The sequence below is a fragment of the uncultured Gimesia sp. genome, from assembly GCF_937910335.1.
Lineage (GTDB): Bacteria > Planctomycetota > Planctomycetia > Planctomycetales > Planctomycetaceae > Gimesia.
In genome coordinates this window covers 1-16,706 of the sequence record NZ_CALEMX010000059.1, presented here as the reverse complement: position 1 = coordinate 16,706, position 16,706 = coordinate 1, and the positions used below count along the sequence as shown (strand labels likewise).

At 48.8% G+C, this 16,706-nt stretch carries 12 protein-coding genes and 1 pseudogene; 7 read left to right on the top strand and 6 right to left on the bottom strand.

From position 1 onward, the window contains the following. Positions 1 to 291: 291 nt before the first annotated feature. Complete coding sequence (locus Q0668_RS02455) at positions 292 to 1,977, top strand: hypothetical protein (protein ID WP_298859585.1); 1,686 nt, start codon at positions 292 to 294, stop codon at positions 1,975 to 1,977. Between the two features lie 39 nt (positions 1,978 to 2,016). Next, complete coding sequence (locus Q0668_RS02450; RefSeq protein WP_298859583.1) at positions 2,017 to 3,057, top strand: bile acid:sodium symporter; 1,041 nt, start codon at positions 2,017 to 2,019, stop codon at positions 3,055 to 3,057. Positions 3,058 to 3,075: 18 nt separating this feature from the next. On the opposite strand, the gene Q0668_RS02445 is transcribed toward Q0668_RS02450, so the two are convergent. Then, positions 3,076 to 3,693: a helix-turn-helix domain-containing protein gene (locus tag Q0668_RS02445; RefSeq protein WP_298859581.1), complete on the bottom strand. Its 618-nt coding sequence runs from the start codon at positions 3,691 to 3,693 to the stop codon at positions 3,076 to 3,078. A gap of 129 nt (positions 3,694 to 3,822) precedes the next feature. On the opposite strand from Q0668_RS02445, the pseudogene tdh reads away from it, so the two are divergent. Continuing rightward, a pseudogene (tdh, locus tag Q0668_RS02440) lies at positions 3,823 to 4,853 on the top strand (L-threonine 3-dehydrogenase). 63 nt (positions 4,854 to 4,916) lie between these two features. Beyond that, positions 4,917 to 6,101, top strand: coding sequence for a glycine C-acetyltransferase (locus Q0668_RS02435; protein WP_298859577.1), 1,185 nt, complete (start codon positions 4,917 to 4,919; stop codon positions 6,099 to 6,101). A gap of 39 nt (positions 6,102 to 6,140) precedes the next feature. Here Q0668_RS02435 and Q0668_RS02430 read toward each other — a convergent pair whose 3' ends face one another. The 5 genes from Q0668_RS02430 to Q0668_RS02410 all read right to left on the bottom strand — a co-directional run bounded on the left by Q0668_RS02430 (position 6,141) and on the right by Q0668_RS02410 (position 11,410). Further along, positions 6,141 to 7,016 (bottom strand): hypothetical protein, encoded by an 876-nt coding sequence (locus Q0668_RS02430; protein WP_298859576.1) that lies wholly within the window; start codon positions 7,014 to 7,016, stop codon positions 6,141 to 6,143. Next, positions 7,013 to 7,669 (bottom strand): MotA/TolQ/ExbB proton channel family protein, encoded by a 657-nt coding sequence (locus Q0668_RS02425; RefSeq protein WP_298859575.1) that lies wholly within the window; start codon positions 7,667 to 7,669, stop codon positions 7,013 to 7,015. The genes Q0668_RS02430 and Q0668_RS02425 overlap by 4 nt, the downstream gene beginning before the upstream one ends. A 275-nt stretch (positions 7,670 to 7,944) precedes the next feature. After that, entirely contained in the window at positions 7,945 to 9,153 is a 1,209-nt protein-coding gene (locus tag Q0668_RS02420) for a 2,3-bisphosphoglycerate-independent phosphoglycerate mutase (protein ID WP_298859574.1), read from the bottom strand. Positions 9,154 to 9,285: 132 nt separating this feature from the next. Continuing rightward, entirely contained in the window at positions 9,286 to 10,635 is a 1,350-nt protein-coding gene (locus tag Q0668_RS02415; RefSeq protein ID WP_298859573.1) for a glycosyltransferase family 4 protein, read from the bottom strand. 31 nt (positions 10,636 to 10,666) lie between these two features. After that, a complete protein-coding gene (locus Q0668_RS02410; protein WP_298859572.1) occupies positions 10,667 to 11,410 on the bottom strand; it encodes a type 1 glutamine amidotransferase in 744 nt (247 codons plus the stop codon). Between the two features lie 802 nt (positions 11,411 to 12,212). Here Q0668_RS02410 and Q0668_RS02405 point away from each other — a divergent pair. The 3 genes from Q0668_RS02405 to Q0668_RS02395 all read left to right on the top strand — a co-directional run bounded on the left by Q0668_RS02405 (position 12,213) and on the right by Q0668_RS02395 (position 16,696). After that, positions 12,213 to 13,658 carry a carbohydrate porin gene (locus tag Q0668_RS02405; protein WP_298859569.1) on the top strand — a complete coding sequence of 482 codons (1,446 nt, stop codon included), beginning with the start codon at positions 12,213 to 12,215 and terminating at the stop codon, positions 13,656 to 13,658. 286 nt (positions 13,659 to 13,944) lie between these two features. Beyond that, on the top strand, positions 13,945 to 15,207 hold the full coding sequence (locus Q0668_RS02400; RefSeq protein ID WP_298859567.1) for a hypothetical protein: 1,263 nt from the start codon (positions 13,945 to 13,947) through the stop codon (positions 15,205 to 15,207). A 1-nt stretch (position 15,208) separates the two neighbouring features. Next, positions 15,209 to 16,696 carry a hypothetical protein gene (locus Q0668_RS02395; protein WP_298859564.1) on the top strand — a complete coding sequence of 496 codons (1,488 nt, stop codon included), beginning with the start codon at positions 15,209 to 15,211 and terminating at the stop codon, positions 16,694 to 16,696. Positions 16,697 to 16,706 lie beyond the last annotated feature (10 nt).

Genomic DNA, 16,706 nt, shown 5'->3' with positions numbered 1-16,706 from the left:
GCGGAAACACATCCCGATCCTTCGATGGCGCTTAGCGATGGACCGAATATGTTATCTCTTGATCAATTTTCGAAATTCGCCGTTACTTTACAGAAGTTCCGCTCTCTGGTTAATGAAATCGGGAGCGTGACAGACATTCCATCTGACTGAAAATCGGTTATAATGTAGAGAATATTTTCATTATATTTATTTTATTCAGTATTCCTTCAGAGAAACTGATTTGATTATCTAATGACGCAATTCCATTGAAAGTAATATCGGAAGTGTGTCGCATCAAGAGATACTGCCATTATGATTTTGACCAATCTTCCAGAACGAACGCATAAAATTCGGCTGCCTTTTCTGTCAGGCGTTTGCTTCCTGAGTATGCTACTCTTGATTGCTGGTTGTAAAAATTCGTCGCCTCCACCAGCAAAAAAACAGAATTCGAAAAACAGTCCCCAGAAAACCAGTTCAAAGCAAGCTGAAAGCGACTGTGACAGTTTCATAGATAACTCTATCAACATGTTAGAACCGGCTCGCCTGGGAATCAGCGCCGAACTCGAACCGAGTGTGGGATTATTAAATGATTGGACATTTAAATGTGGAGGTTTTGACGCCAATCCTCCCGTCGTGACAGATTCACAAAAACCTTTCTTGAAAAAATATCTGAGTGAAGCACAACTGGCGAAAATGGATCTCATACGATTCACTACCTTCGACGGTAGATTTATTCGCGATGCACAGCTTGCTAACGGGATGATGAAAGCGGCAATCAAAGGACAAACGAGTGATCTGAATCGATCAACGGCTGCCTTCTACTATTGCATGAATAATATTGCCCTGACTACAAATAAAAAAAACGAATTGCCACTTTCTCCTTATGAAATTTGTATCCTGGGAGCCGGTTCCCCGGAGCAGCGTGCGTGGGTCTTTATTAACGTTTTACGACAAATGCGCATTGATGCGGTTCTATTTCGCCCGTCGGTTCCCAGTCGCTTCAAACTTCTAGTAGGAGTCTTGATTGATCAAAACATCTATTTATATGACCCGGTCCTGGGTCTGCCGGTTCCTGCTGCGGAACAACCGGCGGATTCCATTCTTATTCAAAACCCTGCCACTCTTGATTCAGTCTTGAAATCTCCCGATCTCCTGAAAGACTTTTATGGCAAAGCTTCCGAAAAACGTTTTTCAGCGGCAGAACTCAAAACGGCGCAGGTCTTGATTATGGGCAGAAGCAGTGAATGGTCGGGCCGAATGCGACGGTTGGAAGATTCGTTGTCGCGCAAGCAGACTTTCGTCCTGTTTCGCAATCTCGATGCGTTAGAAGGGGATCCGGGTTTTATCTCTCATATTCAAACTATTGGAAACGGGATTTTGAAAGATTCAGCGATCAAAGTATCAGAATTTCCGGATCAACAAATCAATGAGCGTGAAAAACTGAGCGGTGAAAGGCTCAAGGCTCTCGCAACCCTGAAATTAGCGTTTCGTGCTCCTGTTCCCTATGATCGTAACGTCCACGTTGAAAAGCCCGATGGAACTTTCGACGTCAAATGGGGTCCACCAACGCGTAAATTATTAAAAACAAGAACGGAGCAACTCTTGGGAGATCAGAAGGCTGCCATCGAGAGCTATATCACAACGCGACTGGAGGCAAGATTTCCGAGTGACTTGAACGTCACTCAGGAAGTCCGGTTGATGCACCTGATAGCTGCACAACAGGCGGCATATTTCCTGGCGTTGGGAAAATATTTACAGGGAGAAGATGCATCGGCGTCCAAGTCACTGAGCGATTACCTACGATTATACGGTCGTGTCGACCCGGAGCGCACATTATCCGCCATTTATCTGATGGCCATCAGCGATGCCAAGGCGGGCAAATTATCCAGTGCGATCTTAGCGATCTCGGAAACAAAAGTCCCTGAAGCACTCCAGCCGGCGTTGCCCTATCTGGAAAAACGCTGGCGTGAAATTCGCGAGAAATCCAAAAAGAAATAACGCGCTTTAACCGGCCATCCTTCAACTGAAATCTGAGACATGCTTGCCTTCCTACGTCGTCGCTGGTTTCTGGCTGCCATCACTCTGGTCATAACATTTGGTGTCATCGCCGGCCATAGAGGGCCAGAGGAAAACCTGATCTGGTTGAGGCAATGGATTCGCCCTTCCTGGCTGACGGCGCTTGTTTTATTTTTGATGTCGCTCAGTCTGAATTCAGAACATTTATTGTCTTCCATTCGAAAACCGGCGCCGCTGTTTCTGGCTCTCGTTACGAACATCATTTTCTTACCCTTGCTAGCCTGGGCATTATTGCCTTTACAACTTACACGCGATTTCCAAGTCGGTCTGATTATTATGGCTTCTGTTCCCTGCACCTTATGTGGCGCATCCGTCTGGACACGTCGTGCTGGAGGCAATGATGGCATTTCCTTAATGGTCACGATGATCACCAATGGAGTCTGCTTTTTAACGATTCCTTTCTGGATACTGCTGATCACAGGAGAGACAAAAGAATTTGAGCGTTGGGAGATGATTACAAAACTGATTTATGCAGCGTTGATCCCCGTCGCTATCGGGCAAGTCTTTCGGTTGAACACCCGGATCAAAAATTATGCGGATCGAATGACCTCCAAACTGGGAACGATTGCTTTGCTGTTTGTGTTGTTGATGGTTTTGCTGGCGGCAGTACAAACTGGCCATGGCATTAAAATATCCGTAACCGGGATTTCATTCGCTGCCATCGCAGTCGTCTGGATCAGTTGTATCGTGGTTCACATCACAGGTTTTTACTCCAATATGTTTCTGGGAAAGACCTTTGGGTTTCATCCGCGCGATCAAATTGCCAGCGCAATTTCCGGCAGTCAGAAAACACTGCCGATTGCGATCTTCGTAGCCACCGATGCGTCCATGTTTGGAAATGCCGGTTTGCCCTCTGCTGTCTTCCCGTTACTGATGTTTCATACTTCTCAGTTTTTTATCGACACCATTCTGGCTGACCGCCATCGCGAAAAGTACAACGGTTTGGATGAATCAGAAAACAGCGATCCAGAAGATCCAACTCGCTCAGCGTGTGAACAGTAGCGTGAAGACGCTCTGTTTTCAGTTCTGATAAATCACGACTAGAAACAAAACGGCTTCGCCGCGTCCTGCGTTACTGATGGTGTGCGGTACATCGACGCGATAACTGGCAGAATCTCCCGGACCGAGGAGTGTGGTATCTTCTCCCGACTCCAGTTCAATTTTCCCCTTTTCGACCGTGAGGAATTCGCGTGTGCCTTTGAAGTGTGGCGCACTTTTCAGTTTGCCTCCCCCATGCAGGAGCACTTCATAAAACTCTACATCCTTTTCCAGATGCAGCGGCGACAACGTTCGAATGCGGCACTCTGCATCGGAGCGATAATGAAACGTGCGGTCATCGGCGCGAATGACTTCAATGGACGAGGTAGAGAGCGGCGCTTCTACCAGTTCTCCCAGCGCAATTCCAAATGCCTGTGAGATCCGCACTGTCACGGCCAACGTGGGATTCGCCTCGCCCCGCTCGATCTGGCTGAGCATGGAACGGCTGACACCACATGCCGCGGAGAGCGAATCGAGCGACCAGCCACGTTCTTTCCGCAAAGCACGAACGCGTTGAGACAGCTGGCCGCTAATTTCGTCGGGCGATAATTCGGCAGGTTGACTCGATTCGCTTTGTTTCTTTGTTGTATTTGCTGACACACTATTTTCCAATATATCGGATTACAACTCTTGCAAAATGGAATTCATTTTCTATTATAATGGATACTAAGTCAATATAAAGGAATTTTCATTACGAACTTTTAAAATTTCAGGGTGATCGGTCTTACGATGAAAGCACTGGTGAAGAAAGAGTCAAAGCCGGGTCTCTGGCTGGAAGAGGTGCCTGTTCCCACGATTGGAATCAATGATGTTTTATCAAAGTGGATCGAACAGGAATTTGTGGTACTGACGTCCACATTTATAAATGGGATGACTGGGCTCAGAAAACGATTCCGGTGCCAATGGTGGTCGGTCATGAATTTGTCGGTGAAATCGTGGAGGTGGGTTCGAACGTCGTCGATTATTCTCCTGGCGAAATCGTGAGCGGTGAAGGGCATGTGGTCTGTGGTCGCTGTCGCAACTGTTTTGCGGGTCGGCGGCATCTTTGTGCTCATACGGAGGGAGTCGGGGTGAATCGCCCCGGTGCGTTTGCGGAATACATTTCGCTGCCGATGACTAATATCTGGCATCACGACGATTCGATTGATCGCGACGTCGCTTCGATATTTGATCCGTTCGGCAACGCCGTTCATACCGCGCTTTCGTTTCCGGTTTTGGGTGAAGATGTTTTAATTACCGGTGCCGGACCGATTGGTGTGATGGCGGCGGCCATCGTCAGACATGCTGGCGCGCGGCATGTGGTGGTTACGGATGTAAACCCGTATCGCCTGGAGCTTGCGCGGAAGATGGGTGCCACCCTCGATCTGGATGTCAGTACCAACTCGATAGCAGACGCACAAAAGCAACTGGGGATGACGGAAGGTTTTGATGTAGGTCTGGAAATGTCGGGGAACCCACTGGCGTTTCGTGATATGCTGGCCAACATGTGCCACGGCGGCAAAATCGCCATGCTGGGAATTCCCGAAAAGGAAATCGCCATCGACTGGAATATTGTCGTGTTCAATATGCTGACGATTAAAGGCATTTATGGTCGCGAAATGTATGAAACGTGGTATAAGATGTCGGTCATGCTGCAAAGCGGGCTCGATATCAGCCCCGTCATTACACACCGTTTTCACGCTAGTGAATTCGAAGAGGGATTTTCAGTCATGATGACAGGTCAATCAGGTAAAGTGATTCTTGACTGGAAAGATATTTAAGGCAGACCTCAATCACTGCTTCTTTTAATCGCAAACAATAAAACCGCTAACAGGACGAGTCCCATGTATGGATCCATCAAACAGGAACTGGAAAAAACACTCGTTTCGATCCGTGAAGATGGTTTGTATAAATCAGAACGCGTGATTTCGACTCCGCAGGATGCGCACATTCGCGTTGCAGAAGGCGAGCCGGTTCTCAACATGTGTGCGAACAACTATCTTGGCTTGTCAGACCATGCGGAAGTCATCGCCGCCGCACAAAGCGGGCTGGATCACTGGGGCTACGGCCTTTCATCGGTTCGTTTTATCTGCGGAACCCAGGCGATTCACAAGCAACTTGAACAAAAACTGAGTCAGTTTCTGGGAACAGAAGATACGATTCTTTACACGTCCTGCTTTGATGCGAACGGCGGTCTGTTTGAAACGCTGTTAACTGCTGAAGACGCGATAATTTCAGATCAACTGAATCACGCCAGTATTATCGATGGAGTGCGTTTATGCAAAGCGCAGCGTTATCGCTATCAAAACAACAATATGCAGGATCTGGAAGAACAGCTCAAAGCGGCGGAGTCGGCCCGGTTCCGCATGATCGCTACGGATGGTGTCTTTTCGATGGATGGTTACATTGCCAATCTTCCGGCGATTTGTGATCTGGCGGACAAATACGATGCACTGGTGATGGTTGATGACTCTCATTCGGTCGGCTTTATGGGGCCTCATGGAAAAGGGACGCATGAATTCCATAACGTCATGGATCGTATTGACATTCTGACCGGGACCATGGGCAAAGCCCTGGGAGGAGCCAGTGGCGGATATACCAGTGGTCGCAAGGAAATCATCGAGCTGCTTAGACAACGTTCGCGGCCTTACCTCTTCTCGAATTCGGTCGCGCCGGCGATTGTGACCGCCTCGATCAGGGCCATTGATCTGCTGACGGAGTCGACCGAACTGCGCGACAAACTGGAAGCGAATACAAAACATTTCCGTGCCGGAATTTCACAAGTCGGTTTCGATGTATTACCGGGCGAACATCCCATCGTACCCATTATGCTGGGTGATGCCTCGCTGGCTGCGCGAGTTGCGAACGCTTTACTAGAGAAAGGCGTTTATGTGATCGGCTTTTCGTTCCCCGTGGTTCCCAAAGGCAAAGCCCGTATTCGAACGCAGATTTCAGCTGCCCACTCGATTGAAGATTTGGACTTTGCGATTGAAAAATTCAAAGAGGTGAAACAGGAACTGGGGATTTAAGTCTCAATTGGTCTCGTCTACAGCGTACCCGATCCTGTTTTAATTCTCGGCTTTGGTCTGCTCCGGAGCAAAACCGATGACTGCATATTCATAGCGAGTTCTGCCGCTGCTGTCGGTACGCAAACGTTCGGCGATTACAGGGAGTCCCTGAGTTGCAGCGAAGCGAACCGATGCCCTGGCGTCTCCGTATGAGAAGAGAATGATCACCAGACTCTTTGGCTGAGGAACCGTTTTATAAATCGCATAAAACCGATCGACAAAACTTTCCAAAGAATCTGCACGGAAGTCGGTGGTCTGGTCTCCGATTTTCAACCGAAAGACGCCATTTTCTGTGAGATATAATTCCCAGATATCGCTGCGTTTGGTGAGTTCGTCATACGTTAGAAGATGTTTCACCACATCCTCGGCTTTGGCACCCGCCAGTTTCTGCAGTTGTTTTTTGATCCGCTGGAGTTCCGCTTTGGTTTTCTCTGTATCCGGATCGGCTTTTGATTTTAATATTGGATCAAGCATCTGATCGGGAATCTGAAACAGTTGCTGTACTAATTCGGCAACCCGGTCCCGTTGTGCTTGTACGCGCTCGAGTTGGTCGGATTTTTCTCGATTCTCTTTCGTTAAAATCTGTTGCGTAACCTGCATTCGTTTCATGCTCTCAATTGCTAGCTTTTCCGCTTGCATGGCCTTGCGCTGAGATTGCAGTTCGCGTTCGGATAATGTCACTATCTTTTGAAGTGCCTTCTCACGAACCTGCGATAGCTTCTCTACTTTCTGCTCAGCCTGTTGCACCTGCTGTTCTGCGCGTTGTTCGATGCGTGCCGTCGTTTCCTGTGTGTCCATAAATTGCGCAAAGATCACGATCAACAACAGGTCGAGTAGAGGAGTTAGCTGAAATGTCAATCGACGTCGGCTGATCATGGTGCGGCTTCACCTCCGCTGGCAAACGCAAGTTCGCGCTTGGCCCGGACGACCGTATCTCTTACATGCCGTCGATTTTCAACCAGTCCTAGAAACGATGTTTCCAGGATACTGTTGAGAAACATTAATAGAATGGCGGCAGCCAGCCCGGCAAATGTGGACCAGATTGCGTCGCCGAAATGACTGACGATAGCGTTGATGGCGCTGGATGTGTCTGAATCGGCATTGAGCTGCAATGCGGCGCCCATTGCCAGAATGGTCCCCAAGACTCCTGCCAGGGGATAAGCTTCGATCATCGTGCGACAGATGTTGTAGCAGGTCTCGAAAAAATGCGAGCTTAGATAACGGCGTTTTTCATCGAGAATATGCACACGTTCAGAAAGGATTTTTCGGTCTTGTGGATTGGCATTGGGATCGAGTGTTTCATTGACATCCGCCAGAAACGCTTCAATCTGATCCGAGAGATGGCCTGTGGAATCGAGCAGGCTGCGATGTTTTAAGCCGCGCGTGAAATCATCCAGCGAAGAAGCAATCCGCTTCAAATCGCGGCGCGACCAGACCCAGAGCACAAAGAAAAAGAAAAGATGCGCCCCACACGCTAACGTGATCAGAAATGTGGAGAGTCCTGACAGCTGGCTTAAATACTGCGACATCGAATACTTCCAGATTGATAAACAGTGAGTTCGCGAGAATTCTCATGCGTTAAGATCTTAAACGTTCAACAGAAGAAAACAAGCTTGAATGTTCCTGGTATGCTGAACGGCACTCTATGATAAGTCGATCAAATCAATCACATATTTCACCTGATTCCTGACGATATAGAAACGTAAACGGATATTTAGTGCAATCACAACGAATATAACGAAAAAGGATGCAAGGCTCCCTGAAGTCTTGCATCCTTGATCTATGTGAATCAGGGCGTGAAACATTACGCGCCATATTTCTCCAGACGGCCCGCATGTGCCATGGCCATCGACATCAGATACTTGGCTTCAAACTGACCTAATCCCCCTTGAATGCATTCCGTTTCACCAAAACTCTGACATGCATCGAAGCGGGCATTTTCAGCCGACAGCAAAACAGGCACGGGATGCCAGCTATGCGCTTTCATTTTGGCAGGCGTGCTATGGTCACCGGTCACGATTAACACATCAGGATTGAGAGCCGTGATGCGGGGAATGCAACTGTCGACTTCTTCCGTTTTGGCAACCTTCGCGTCAAAGTTACCATCTTCACCTGTCGAATCTGTGTACTTGTAATGCACAAAGAAGAAATCGTAATCGTCCCAGATTTTTTCAAGGCAGTCCATTTGCGATTCCAGAGTCTGGCCGGCATCTTTCACATCCATGCTGACGAGACGCGCCAGTCCGCGGTACATCGGGTAAACGGCAATCGCTGCGGCTCTCGTGCCATAGACTTCTTCAAATGTCGGAATCTCCGGCAGCTTGGCAATACCACGCATGGTTAATAAGTTCGCTGGTTGATCGTCTTTCAAGATGACGGCTGCCTGCTTTAGAAACTCTTTGCAGATTTCGGCTGTCTTTTGAGAGGCTTCATTTTCGCCAACCGGTTCCAGAGGAGGCACTCCGGTTTTCTGCGGATCAGTATCATTGATATTTCCGCCTAAGCCTTTACCACGAATCACAATCACCAGTCGATATTCTTTGACGTGTCGCACAAAAACTTCGACGCCTGGAATTTCGATCGTGTCGAGTTTTTTGCAAAGTGCTTCACCAATTTCACTGGCGATGCGGCCGGCGCGACGGTCTGTAATCTTTCCATCATCATCTAGAGAACAATAGTTGCCGCGAATGGCGACGTCATCGGGGCCCAGTTCGAAGTCGATTCCCAATGCTTCCAGCACGCCGCGCCCGATATTAAATTCCAGTGGGTCATAGCCAAACAATCCGAGGTGTCCGGGGCCACTGCCGGGAGTGATTCCGGGAAGTACGGGAATACTGCGCCCCAATGTTCCGTTTTTGGCGAGTGCATCCAGATGGGGTGTGCTGGCTGTCTCCAGCTCGGTTTTACCACCCGGTTCCATGGGCAGCCCACCCAGTCCATCAGAAACCAGCAGAACAATTTTGGAATCATTCTTCTTTTGCAGCTTTTTCATTAACGAGTGAAGGTCTGGCATCGAAATCTATACACCTTATGATTTAACGTTTTTAATTGGTTTGTTCGATCAACAGTTAACGAACACGCTCGATCAGATTGCGTTCTAAGATACCGCAATCCCGCCACATTGTTAAGCAGCACGACTTTACATTCAAGGCTCGGGAGTCATTTGTGGTTCGTTCTTCGCAAAACCGGATGAATCAACCGTTTTTTGAAAAAACTTCAGGCTCTCTTTGGCCATCAATTCTGCGCTATAGAACTGACGAACACGTTCATAACCCTGTTGCGCGAGTTTCAAACGATAGTCACGGTCCTGATAAAGTCGTTCCCACGCATCAGCCAATGCTTGTGGATCGCCGGGGGGAACCAGCAGGCCTCCCTCGGTCTTTTCAATCAGTTCAGGAAACGCACCATGTGCCGGCTGGACTACGGGCACTCCATTGGCCATCGCTTCCAGTACAAACAGACCTTTGGGTTCGTGATAATCGGTGGGAACGGAAAGTACAGACAGGCTTTTGTAAAAGGCGACTTTTTCTGACCGAGAGTCGGGGCTGCCCCAGTACTTATAAGATTCATTCAGCGCAGTCAGGTTTTTTGTGGTTTCGTGAAAGTAGTCTTCGTTTTCTTTGCCTAGAAATCCTCCCACAGCAAGTCGGCTTTCAGGATGAGCTTGATGAAAAATCTCGAATGCCTGCACAACATTGTGCAACCCTTTTTCCTTACAAATCCGGGCGAAGAATCCAATCGTAAAGGGTTCATCCGCGTTCTCATTCGGCGTTCCGTCATGACCTTCGAGATCGATGCCTAACAATACTTTTTGAAAATGATCGACGGGTACTCCCAGATAGTCCGACATGAACTCGCGATAGTAATCGCTGTGGACGAGTACTCCATCCAGTTGTTGAATATTCTGGCGAATCAGTTCCAGCGCAAGCAGGCGATAGGGCGCCCCCAACTCTTCCAAAAAAACATCATCTCCCTGCAAGACACAAAACAGGGGGCCTGAGAAATATTCCTTGATTTTTTTTATGGTACCCGACAGCAGCGCGTTACTGAGACAAACGACATCTGGTTTCAGTTGTTCTCCCACATATTGAGCCAGCTCTTCAATTTCCATGAGTTCCGGCCCCTGTTCTCCTTCCAGCAGGGTTACGGTCAGGGCTCCCAGTTCATGGGCATCGTTGCTGACGCCAAACTTTGTCGCCAGATTAATAATCCAGGGAGTATCCAGCCAATGTTTGAAAAAACGGGGCAAGCTGCGCCAGATTCGGGATCGAAAATTCAGATAAATATTAATCCCTCCCAGAAAGACCGGCGAGCCTGTCATATTCTGCTCATCGACGCGGATGGGAGTATACGTTGGAATCAGAGTGGCTTCTGCCCCCTGATTGATCATTGCTTTCGTCCAGGTGTTATCGTGCATGCAGGCGCCGCAGAACATCCCTGCTCCTCCCGAGGTAATGATGGCGATATGCAATTTCTTGTTTGATGGTTCTGACATAATCGTTGCCTGAGTGTAGCTGGCGGAGGGATTATTTCTGATCTAAATACATGGGTGCAATTTGTTCTACAAAACGTATTAACAAGGCAGTGGTTGCGGGGGTATCATGAATCGTATGACGAAACTCTTCGAGAGTCAGGCCGGCAATTTTGTGGACATACTCCGGATAGGAGGTTAATCGCCCGAGAAACGAATCGTGATCAAGTTCGGGATGAAACTGTGTGCAATAAATGGGGCGGTCTAGAAAACGATATGCCTGATTTTCCACTCGATCTGTGGAAGCCAGCAGTTCTGTTCCCGGTGGTAGTTCTACGACTGTATCCTCATGTCCCATCAGGCCTTGCAGAACTGGTCCCGACGGACCAAAAACAGGATCGGCGCGTCCTTCCGAGGTGAGTGTGACGTGGTGGACTCCCAGTTCCGCGCGGTTCAAATCATGAATGACCCGTCCCCCCATCGCCCGTGCCATTGCCTGAAATCCCCAGCAGGAAGCAAACGTTGGTTTGCGGCTGTCATGCACAACTCGCAGACTTTCCAGAGCGACTTCCAGCCAGCGTCCCTCACCCGCGGCGGAATAGTGACCACTGCCACCGATCAGTATCATATCGATGTCCGCAAGATCGATTTCCGAGAGTGGTGCTTCCAGAAGATCAAACACAGAAATCTGACTCACATTGGCAGCCAGCGCTTTGGCAAAACAGTTCACTTCCTGACCCCGCATGGGATCGTCAGAATTTCGAACTTGTAACAATAAATAACGTACTTGTTGAAACATTAAAAACCGTTCATTTCCTTACGAAATCGAATGAGAAAAAGAGGCTTTACTCTTCTTCAACGAAACCCAGTGTTCACAAAGTCAGTGCCGAATACGACACTGCTTTCGAACGCCAACATACATGATGCATCTTTTATATTACAAATCCACTCTCATAATTGTAGTCCCGCTTCCAGGAATATGAAGTTTAGAGATATGTGAAACAGTTCACAAATTCCACAAACTAAACTTCGCGCTTTGCTGAAACGCAATTTTCATCAAGATTTCATATACCCTTTAAGTTTGCCTTGACAATAGAGGCTGATAAAAAGATTATACATGTATAAAGAGATTGTTATCATCTCATGTATCAACTCCCGAGAGGATTATCTGGTTTCCTTTTTTTACACCTCTTCGATACATGATTATTTGCGCCAGTCAACTCGTCTTGACTGGCGTTTTTTTTTGTGCCTGTTACTCACCGCCTGATTCTCATCAAAAGAATCATTTCAGATTATTGGTCTGGTCAAAAATATTGAATGACAAATTGAGCCAGTCTCTTATGGTGCATTGTGCTTCGATGAATCGAGAGTGTGCTATCTGGCTTGTGCATCGCTTCGCAGTCTAAGAAAACCAGCGTCTGATCTTACCAAGCGCAAATAGAACCGGCATTTATTGCCGATTCTGAGTAAATGACCATGCGGTTCTCCAATGAATTGAGACAACTCGCTAATGTCGCTTTGGTTGAGGCGCGAGACAGTCGATATCTGATTTGAAGTAACAGACGTTGATTTTGTTGTGATTTTTTTGGTGGGAATACAGAATGAAAGGAATACCAACAGCGATGTTACGTTCCGGTTGTGTATTTCTGACGATGCTGTTGGTCTGGCTGACATCGATCGGCTCTGCTCAGTCTCAAACGAATCCCAATAATGGTACGAGTGATGAGTCTCAGTTTAAAGTGGAATCTGATACACATTTTCCGGCTGTACCAGCCACACTTACCAGTCTTCAGTTCGATGAACGGCAAAGCGAGAACGACTATTCCACCAGATCCTCGACAGTAACTACCCCGGATGCGATTAGCGGCAACCCGGCGGCCGTCAACATTATTACCGGCTCTGGAGATTTGGGCGACTGGTTGGGAATCAACCGAAACGGATTCAGGATGGGAGGTCTGCACATCACTGATGTCAACGCCCAGCCTAGTGGCGGCAACAATCCCGGACAATGGGCGGGTGACACTCTCACGATCCTCGATTTCTCGCTCGACGCAGAAGAGGCTTTCGGTTGGAAGGGCGGGTTATTCGGAACCGAGTTTCTCTTTTACTTCGGCGACCCTGTGAATAATAATGCTGCCAGCGTCATGGGCTATAATGCATTGGACAGCGCCCCGCCTGACTCGCGCGTCGAGATTTATCAACTTTGGTACAGGCAGGCGCTGCTCGACGACAAACTTGTCTTACGATTCGGAAAGTCGGTGCCTACGTACGACTTCAACAATGTTGCGCGCTCGATCCCTTATACAGAAGAGCATCTCAACATTCCCAGCATTTCAGGTGCTCTCCTGACACCTCTCTACTATAGCCCCACCCAGATTGGAATCATGCCAGGCTATACCGATTCGGCCACTGGAATTGTGGCATCGGTGATTCCCAATAAGAATTTCTATGCGCAATATGGTTTTTTTGATGGCAGTCTGGCCACAGGTCGTAAGACGGGCCTGTCGGGACCACGCTTTGATGGCCATTACATCCATCTTGCCGAAACCGGTGCTAATTGGAAACTCGGCATGCAAAACAAGCCCGGCAAAATTGGTATCGGTGGCTGGTATCAAACCGGGACACTGACATCCATCAACGGAAATGTCGAGGGCGCAAAAGGAGCTTACTTTTTCGCCACGCAACGTCTCTTCTATGAGCGACCCGGTGTGAGCAAAGATGGCCTTACCGCCTACCTGCAACTTGCAGCAACGAATTCAGAATTAGTCAACACGCATCGCTATGTTGGCGCCGGATTGACATATTTCGGCCCGCTTCCTTCACGCGATGACGATTCAATGGGGTTCGCATTCGCCTACGGTAAAATGAATGAAAACCCAGCTCTTGGCTTGGGAACGCAGGAGTCCATTTTCACTTGGTATTATCAAATGAAAGTTTGTAAGAATTTGTTCATCCAGAAAAACCTGACCTACATCAACAGCCCGGCTGCAAACCCCAGCGCCTCGGACGTTTTCGCCCTCACGTTCCGGGCCATGCTGTTGTTCTGATTCAGTATTGCCACATCGCAATCTTCATTCAATTCACTCTCCAGCCGTTACTGCCTCCGGTGATCTGATCATCCAGACGTTAACAGGTAAATCTAGTAGGTAAAGAATCCCTCTTGTTGCTCTCTTTGCAATCTTTGCGGACTTTGTTTGTAGTTTTGCTGTTTTTTCCGTGATGATTGTGACAAAATTACGCCTGTGTAATAGTGTGGTTATTCTAGAGCTAGTTCTGACTGGCAATTGATGTGCCTTGAATCCAGATCATTCGTCATCCAAGGGGAACCCTGTTATGCGTCGCGCGCCTGTTTATACTGCAATTATTGGTACTTTGCTGCTTTCTGCTCAATGGATGTCTGCGGGGGTGTCTGCTGCCCCGCTGGCGGAAGAGTATCTGACTTCCGGCAAACTCTCTGACGGGGTAACTGCTCTCAAATCGCAACTTAAAAAAGCACCCGACGATGACGAGGCTCGCTTTGGATTAGGTGTGGTTCAGTTTTTTCAGTCGTTCGAACATTTGGGGAGTAGTCTATACAAGTACGGTTTGCGGACCGAAGGTGCTTTCGGAGGTATGCCTGCCCAATTTCGCGAGTTACTCCCACAAAATCCGAAACCGGAAACGATTTCCTACAGCGACGTACGCCAGATTCTGCAAATCTGGATCAACGATCTCAATGCCGCTGAGAAAACCCTGTCGGCTGTCAAAGATCCTAAGGTCACGCTGCCTTTGCACGTGGCGAAGATCAAAATCGATCTAATTGGCACGGGAAGTCTGAGAGATGTAACGTACCTGATGCGTACCGTGAATACTCCACGCGAGCGGGAGGCTGCCAACAAAGCCGACAAATTCGTAATCGGTTTTGATCGCGGCGATGCCGACTGGTTGGCTGGATACTGCAATTTCCTGGCAGCGTGGGGTGAAATCATGCTGGCTGTAGACGGGCAGGAAATCTTTAATTGCACGGCGCACCTGTATTTTGAAAAGGTCGATACACCTTACCCGTTTCTGCTGGAAGGATCTCGCAACTTTGATGATGTATGGAGATTCGATCGACCGCTGATCTCTGACATTCTTGCATTTATCCATCTCTGGCGATTTGAAATGAAAGAGCCGGCGCGCATGAAGGTGGCTCTTGCGCATCTGGAAGACATGCAGCTGCATGCTAAATCGATGTGGAAATATTACCTCGCGGAAACCGATGATGAAAACGAATGGATTCCCAACCCAAAACAAACGGGCGTGCTACGCGTGAAAGTCTCTCAGGAAATGCTCGACACGTGGCTGGCTGTGCTGGATGAAACTGGTCTCGTACTGCAAGGTAAAAAACTGATTCCTTTCTGGCGCGGAAAACCAGGGAAGCAAGGCGTCAATTTACGACGCGTGTTTACCGAACCACGTATCATCGACCCTTTCCTCTGGGTTCAGGGAACGGCGGCGGTCCCTTATCTGGAAGAAGGCCCGATCACCGACTTTGCGTCACCGGAAATGTTGGGTCGCATCAATAGTACGTTTGGCGGTGTGAGATTCTTCTCGATGGCGTTTTGGTTTAACTAAGATGGCGCGATTTATACTCATCTTGTACGTGTTGCTTGCATCGCTTGTTTCCAACTTCGCCGCTGCCCCGGATATTCCTCTGGCTCGAAAGTTGATAGATGAGGCTCGTGGCCTGTGCGGTGTAAGCTGCGAACTCTTAGCAGAATTTGGAGCAGCACAAGCCAAAACCGGCGACTTGAAAGCATCAAAGAAGTCGTTTGCGGACGCATGGGAAACTGCAGCAAAATTGAAAGACGGAGTTGAACGTCGGTTTGTTCTGGATGAGATCGCCATGCTTCAAGCCCAGGCGGGACAAATCAAGGAGGCAACCGAGGCCGCACAACGCCTTCCCTCTCGTTATGAGCAAGCAATGGCCTTAGGCACGATTGCCTTTGCTCAAATCGAAACAGGTAAGACGAAGGCCGCTCTGCAGACAGTAGGTCTGATACCAACAGAAGAGATCTGGCAAAGGAATTCCACACTGCAACTGATTGTGATGAGTCTGTCTAGCCGTCGCGATTTTACAGGTGCGATTCGTGTCCTGAACCTCATCCCCGGCGATATTGAAGAGGCAGCAAAGATCCTCGCCAGAAATATCCCGGTGGAAGAACGGAATCCGCGGGAACAGACTATTGTCAGACGGGCAATGATGAAATCCACGGGACTGATTACGATCGCTCAAGATCAAGCAGAAGCCGGGGACTTTAAAGACGCCCTGCAAACGGCACGCAGTATCGGTCTCGACAGGCACCGTGATATGGGGCTAATGCGAGTGGCGCGCGTTGCCGCAGACTCAGGCGATCTAACGGTTGCCCAGGCAGCGTTCAAGGGTATTCGCAGTCGAGAGCAAAAAGAGCTTGCTCTGGTGCGGGTCGTCGCCGCGATGGCCAGGCTGGAGAGGCTCAAGAAGGCGTCAGCCCTTGCAGAGACAATCAAAGATCCGAACGAAAAGGCCGAGGCGTTTTTTGAAATGGCGGCTGCACAGGCTGCCCAAGGAGATACGAAGACAACCCGGTCGCTCTATGAAAACGCGTTGTTGCTCAATCCATCCGACAACGATGTCCAGAATGCCGCTGCCAAAAAGATCGTGTCTGCATACTTACAATCTCCTCACCTGGAACTTGCTGAGGCGTTCACGCATGAAATCAAAGATCCCAGAACGCTTTCGGAAGCCTTTCAGGCGATCGCGAACACGAAATGGCAAAATAAGAAAATTAGCGATGCTCAACGGTTATTTGATAAGAGTCGACAGGCCGCGCAAAAAATTATGGAACCTTATCAGAAATGTGCCCGCCTTCGAGAGGTGGCAACAGCTCAATTCGAAGCGGGAGACAGAGAGAGAGCAAAGGCGACGATCGCACTTGCGGTCATCGCAGCGCGAGAGATCGAGATCGGCGGCGGGACAGATGTCATCGCTCTCACGGAGACCGCGACGACTCAGAGGACAATTGGCGATCGCGACGGTGCGATAGCTAGTGGGTGTCCCGAAAGCGTTTTGGTTCGGAACTAATAGCATGAAA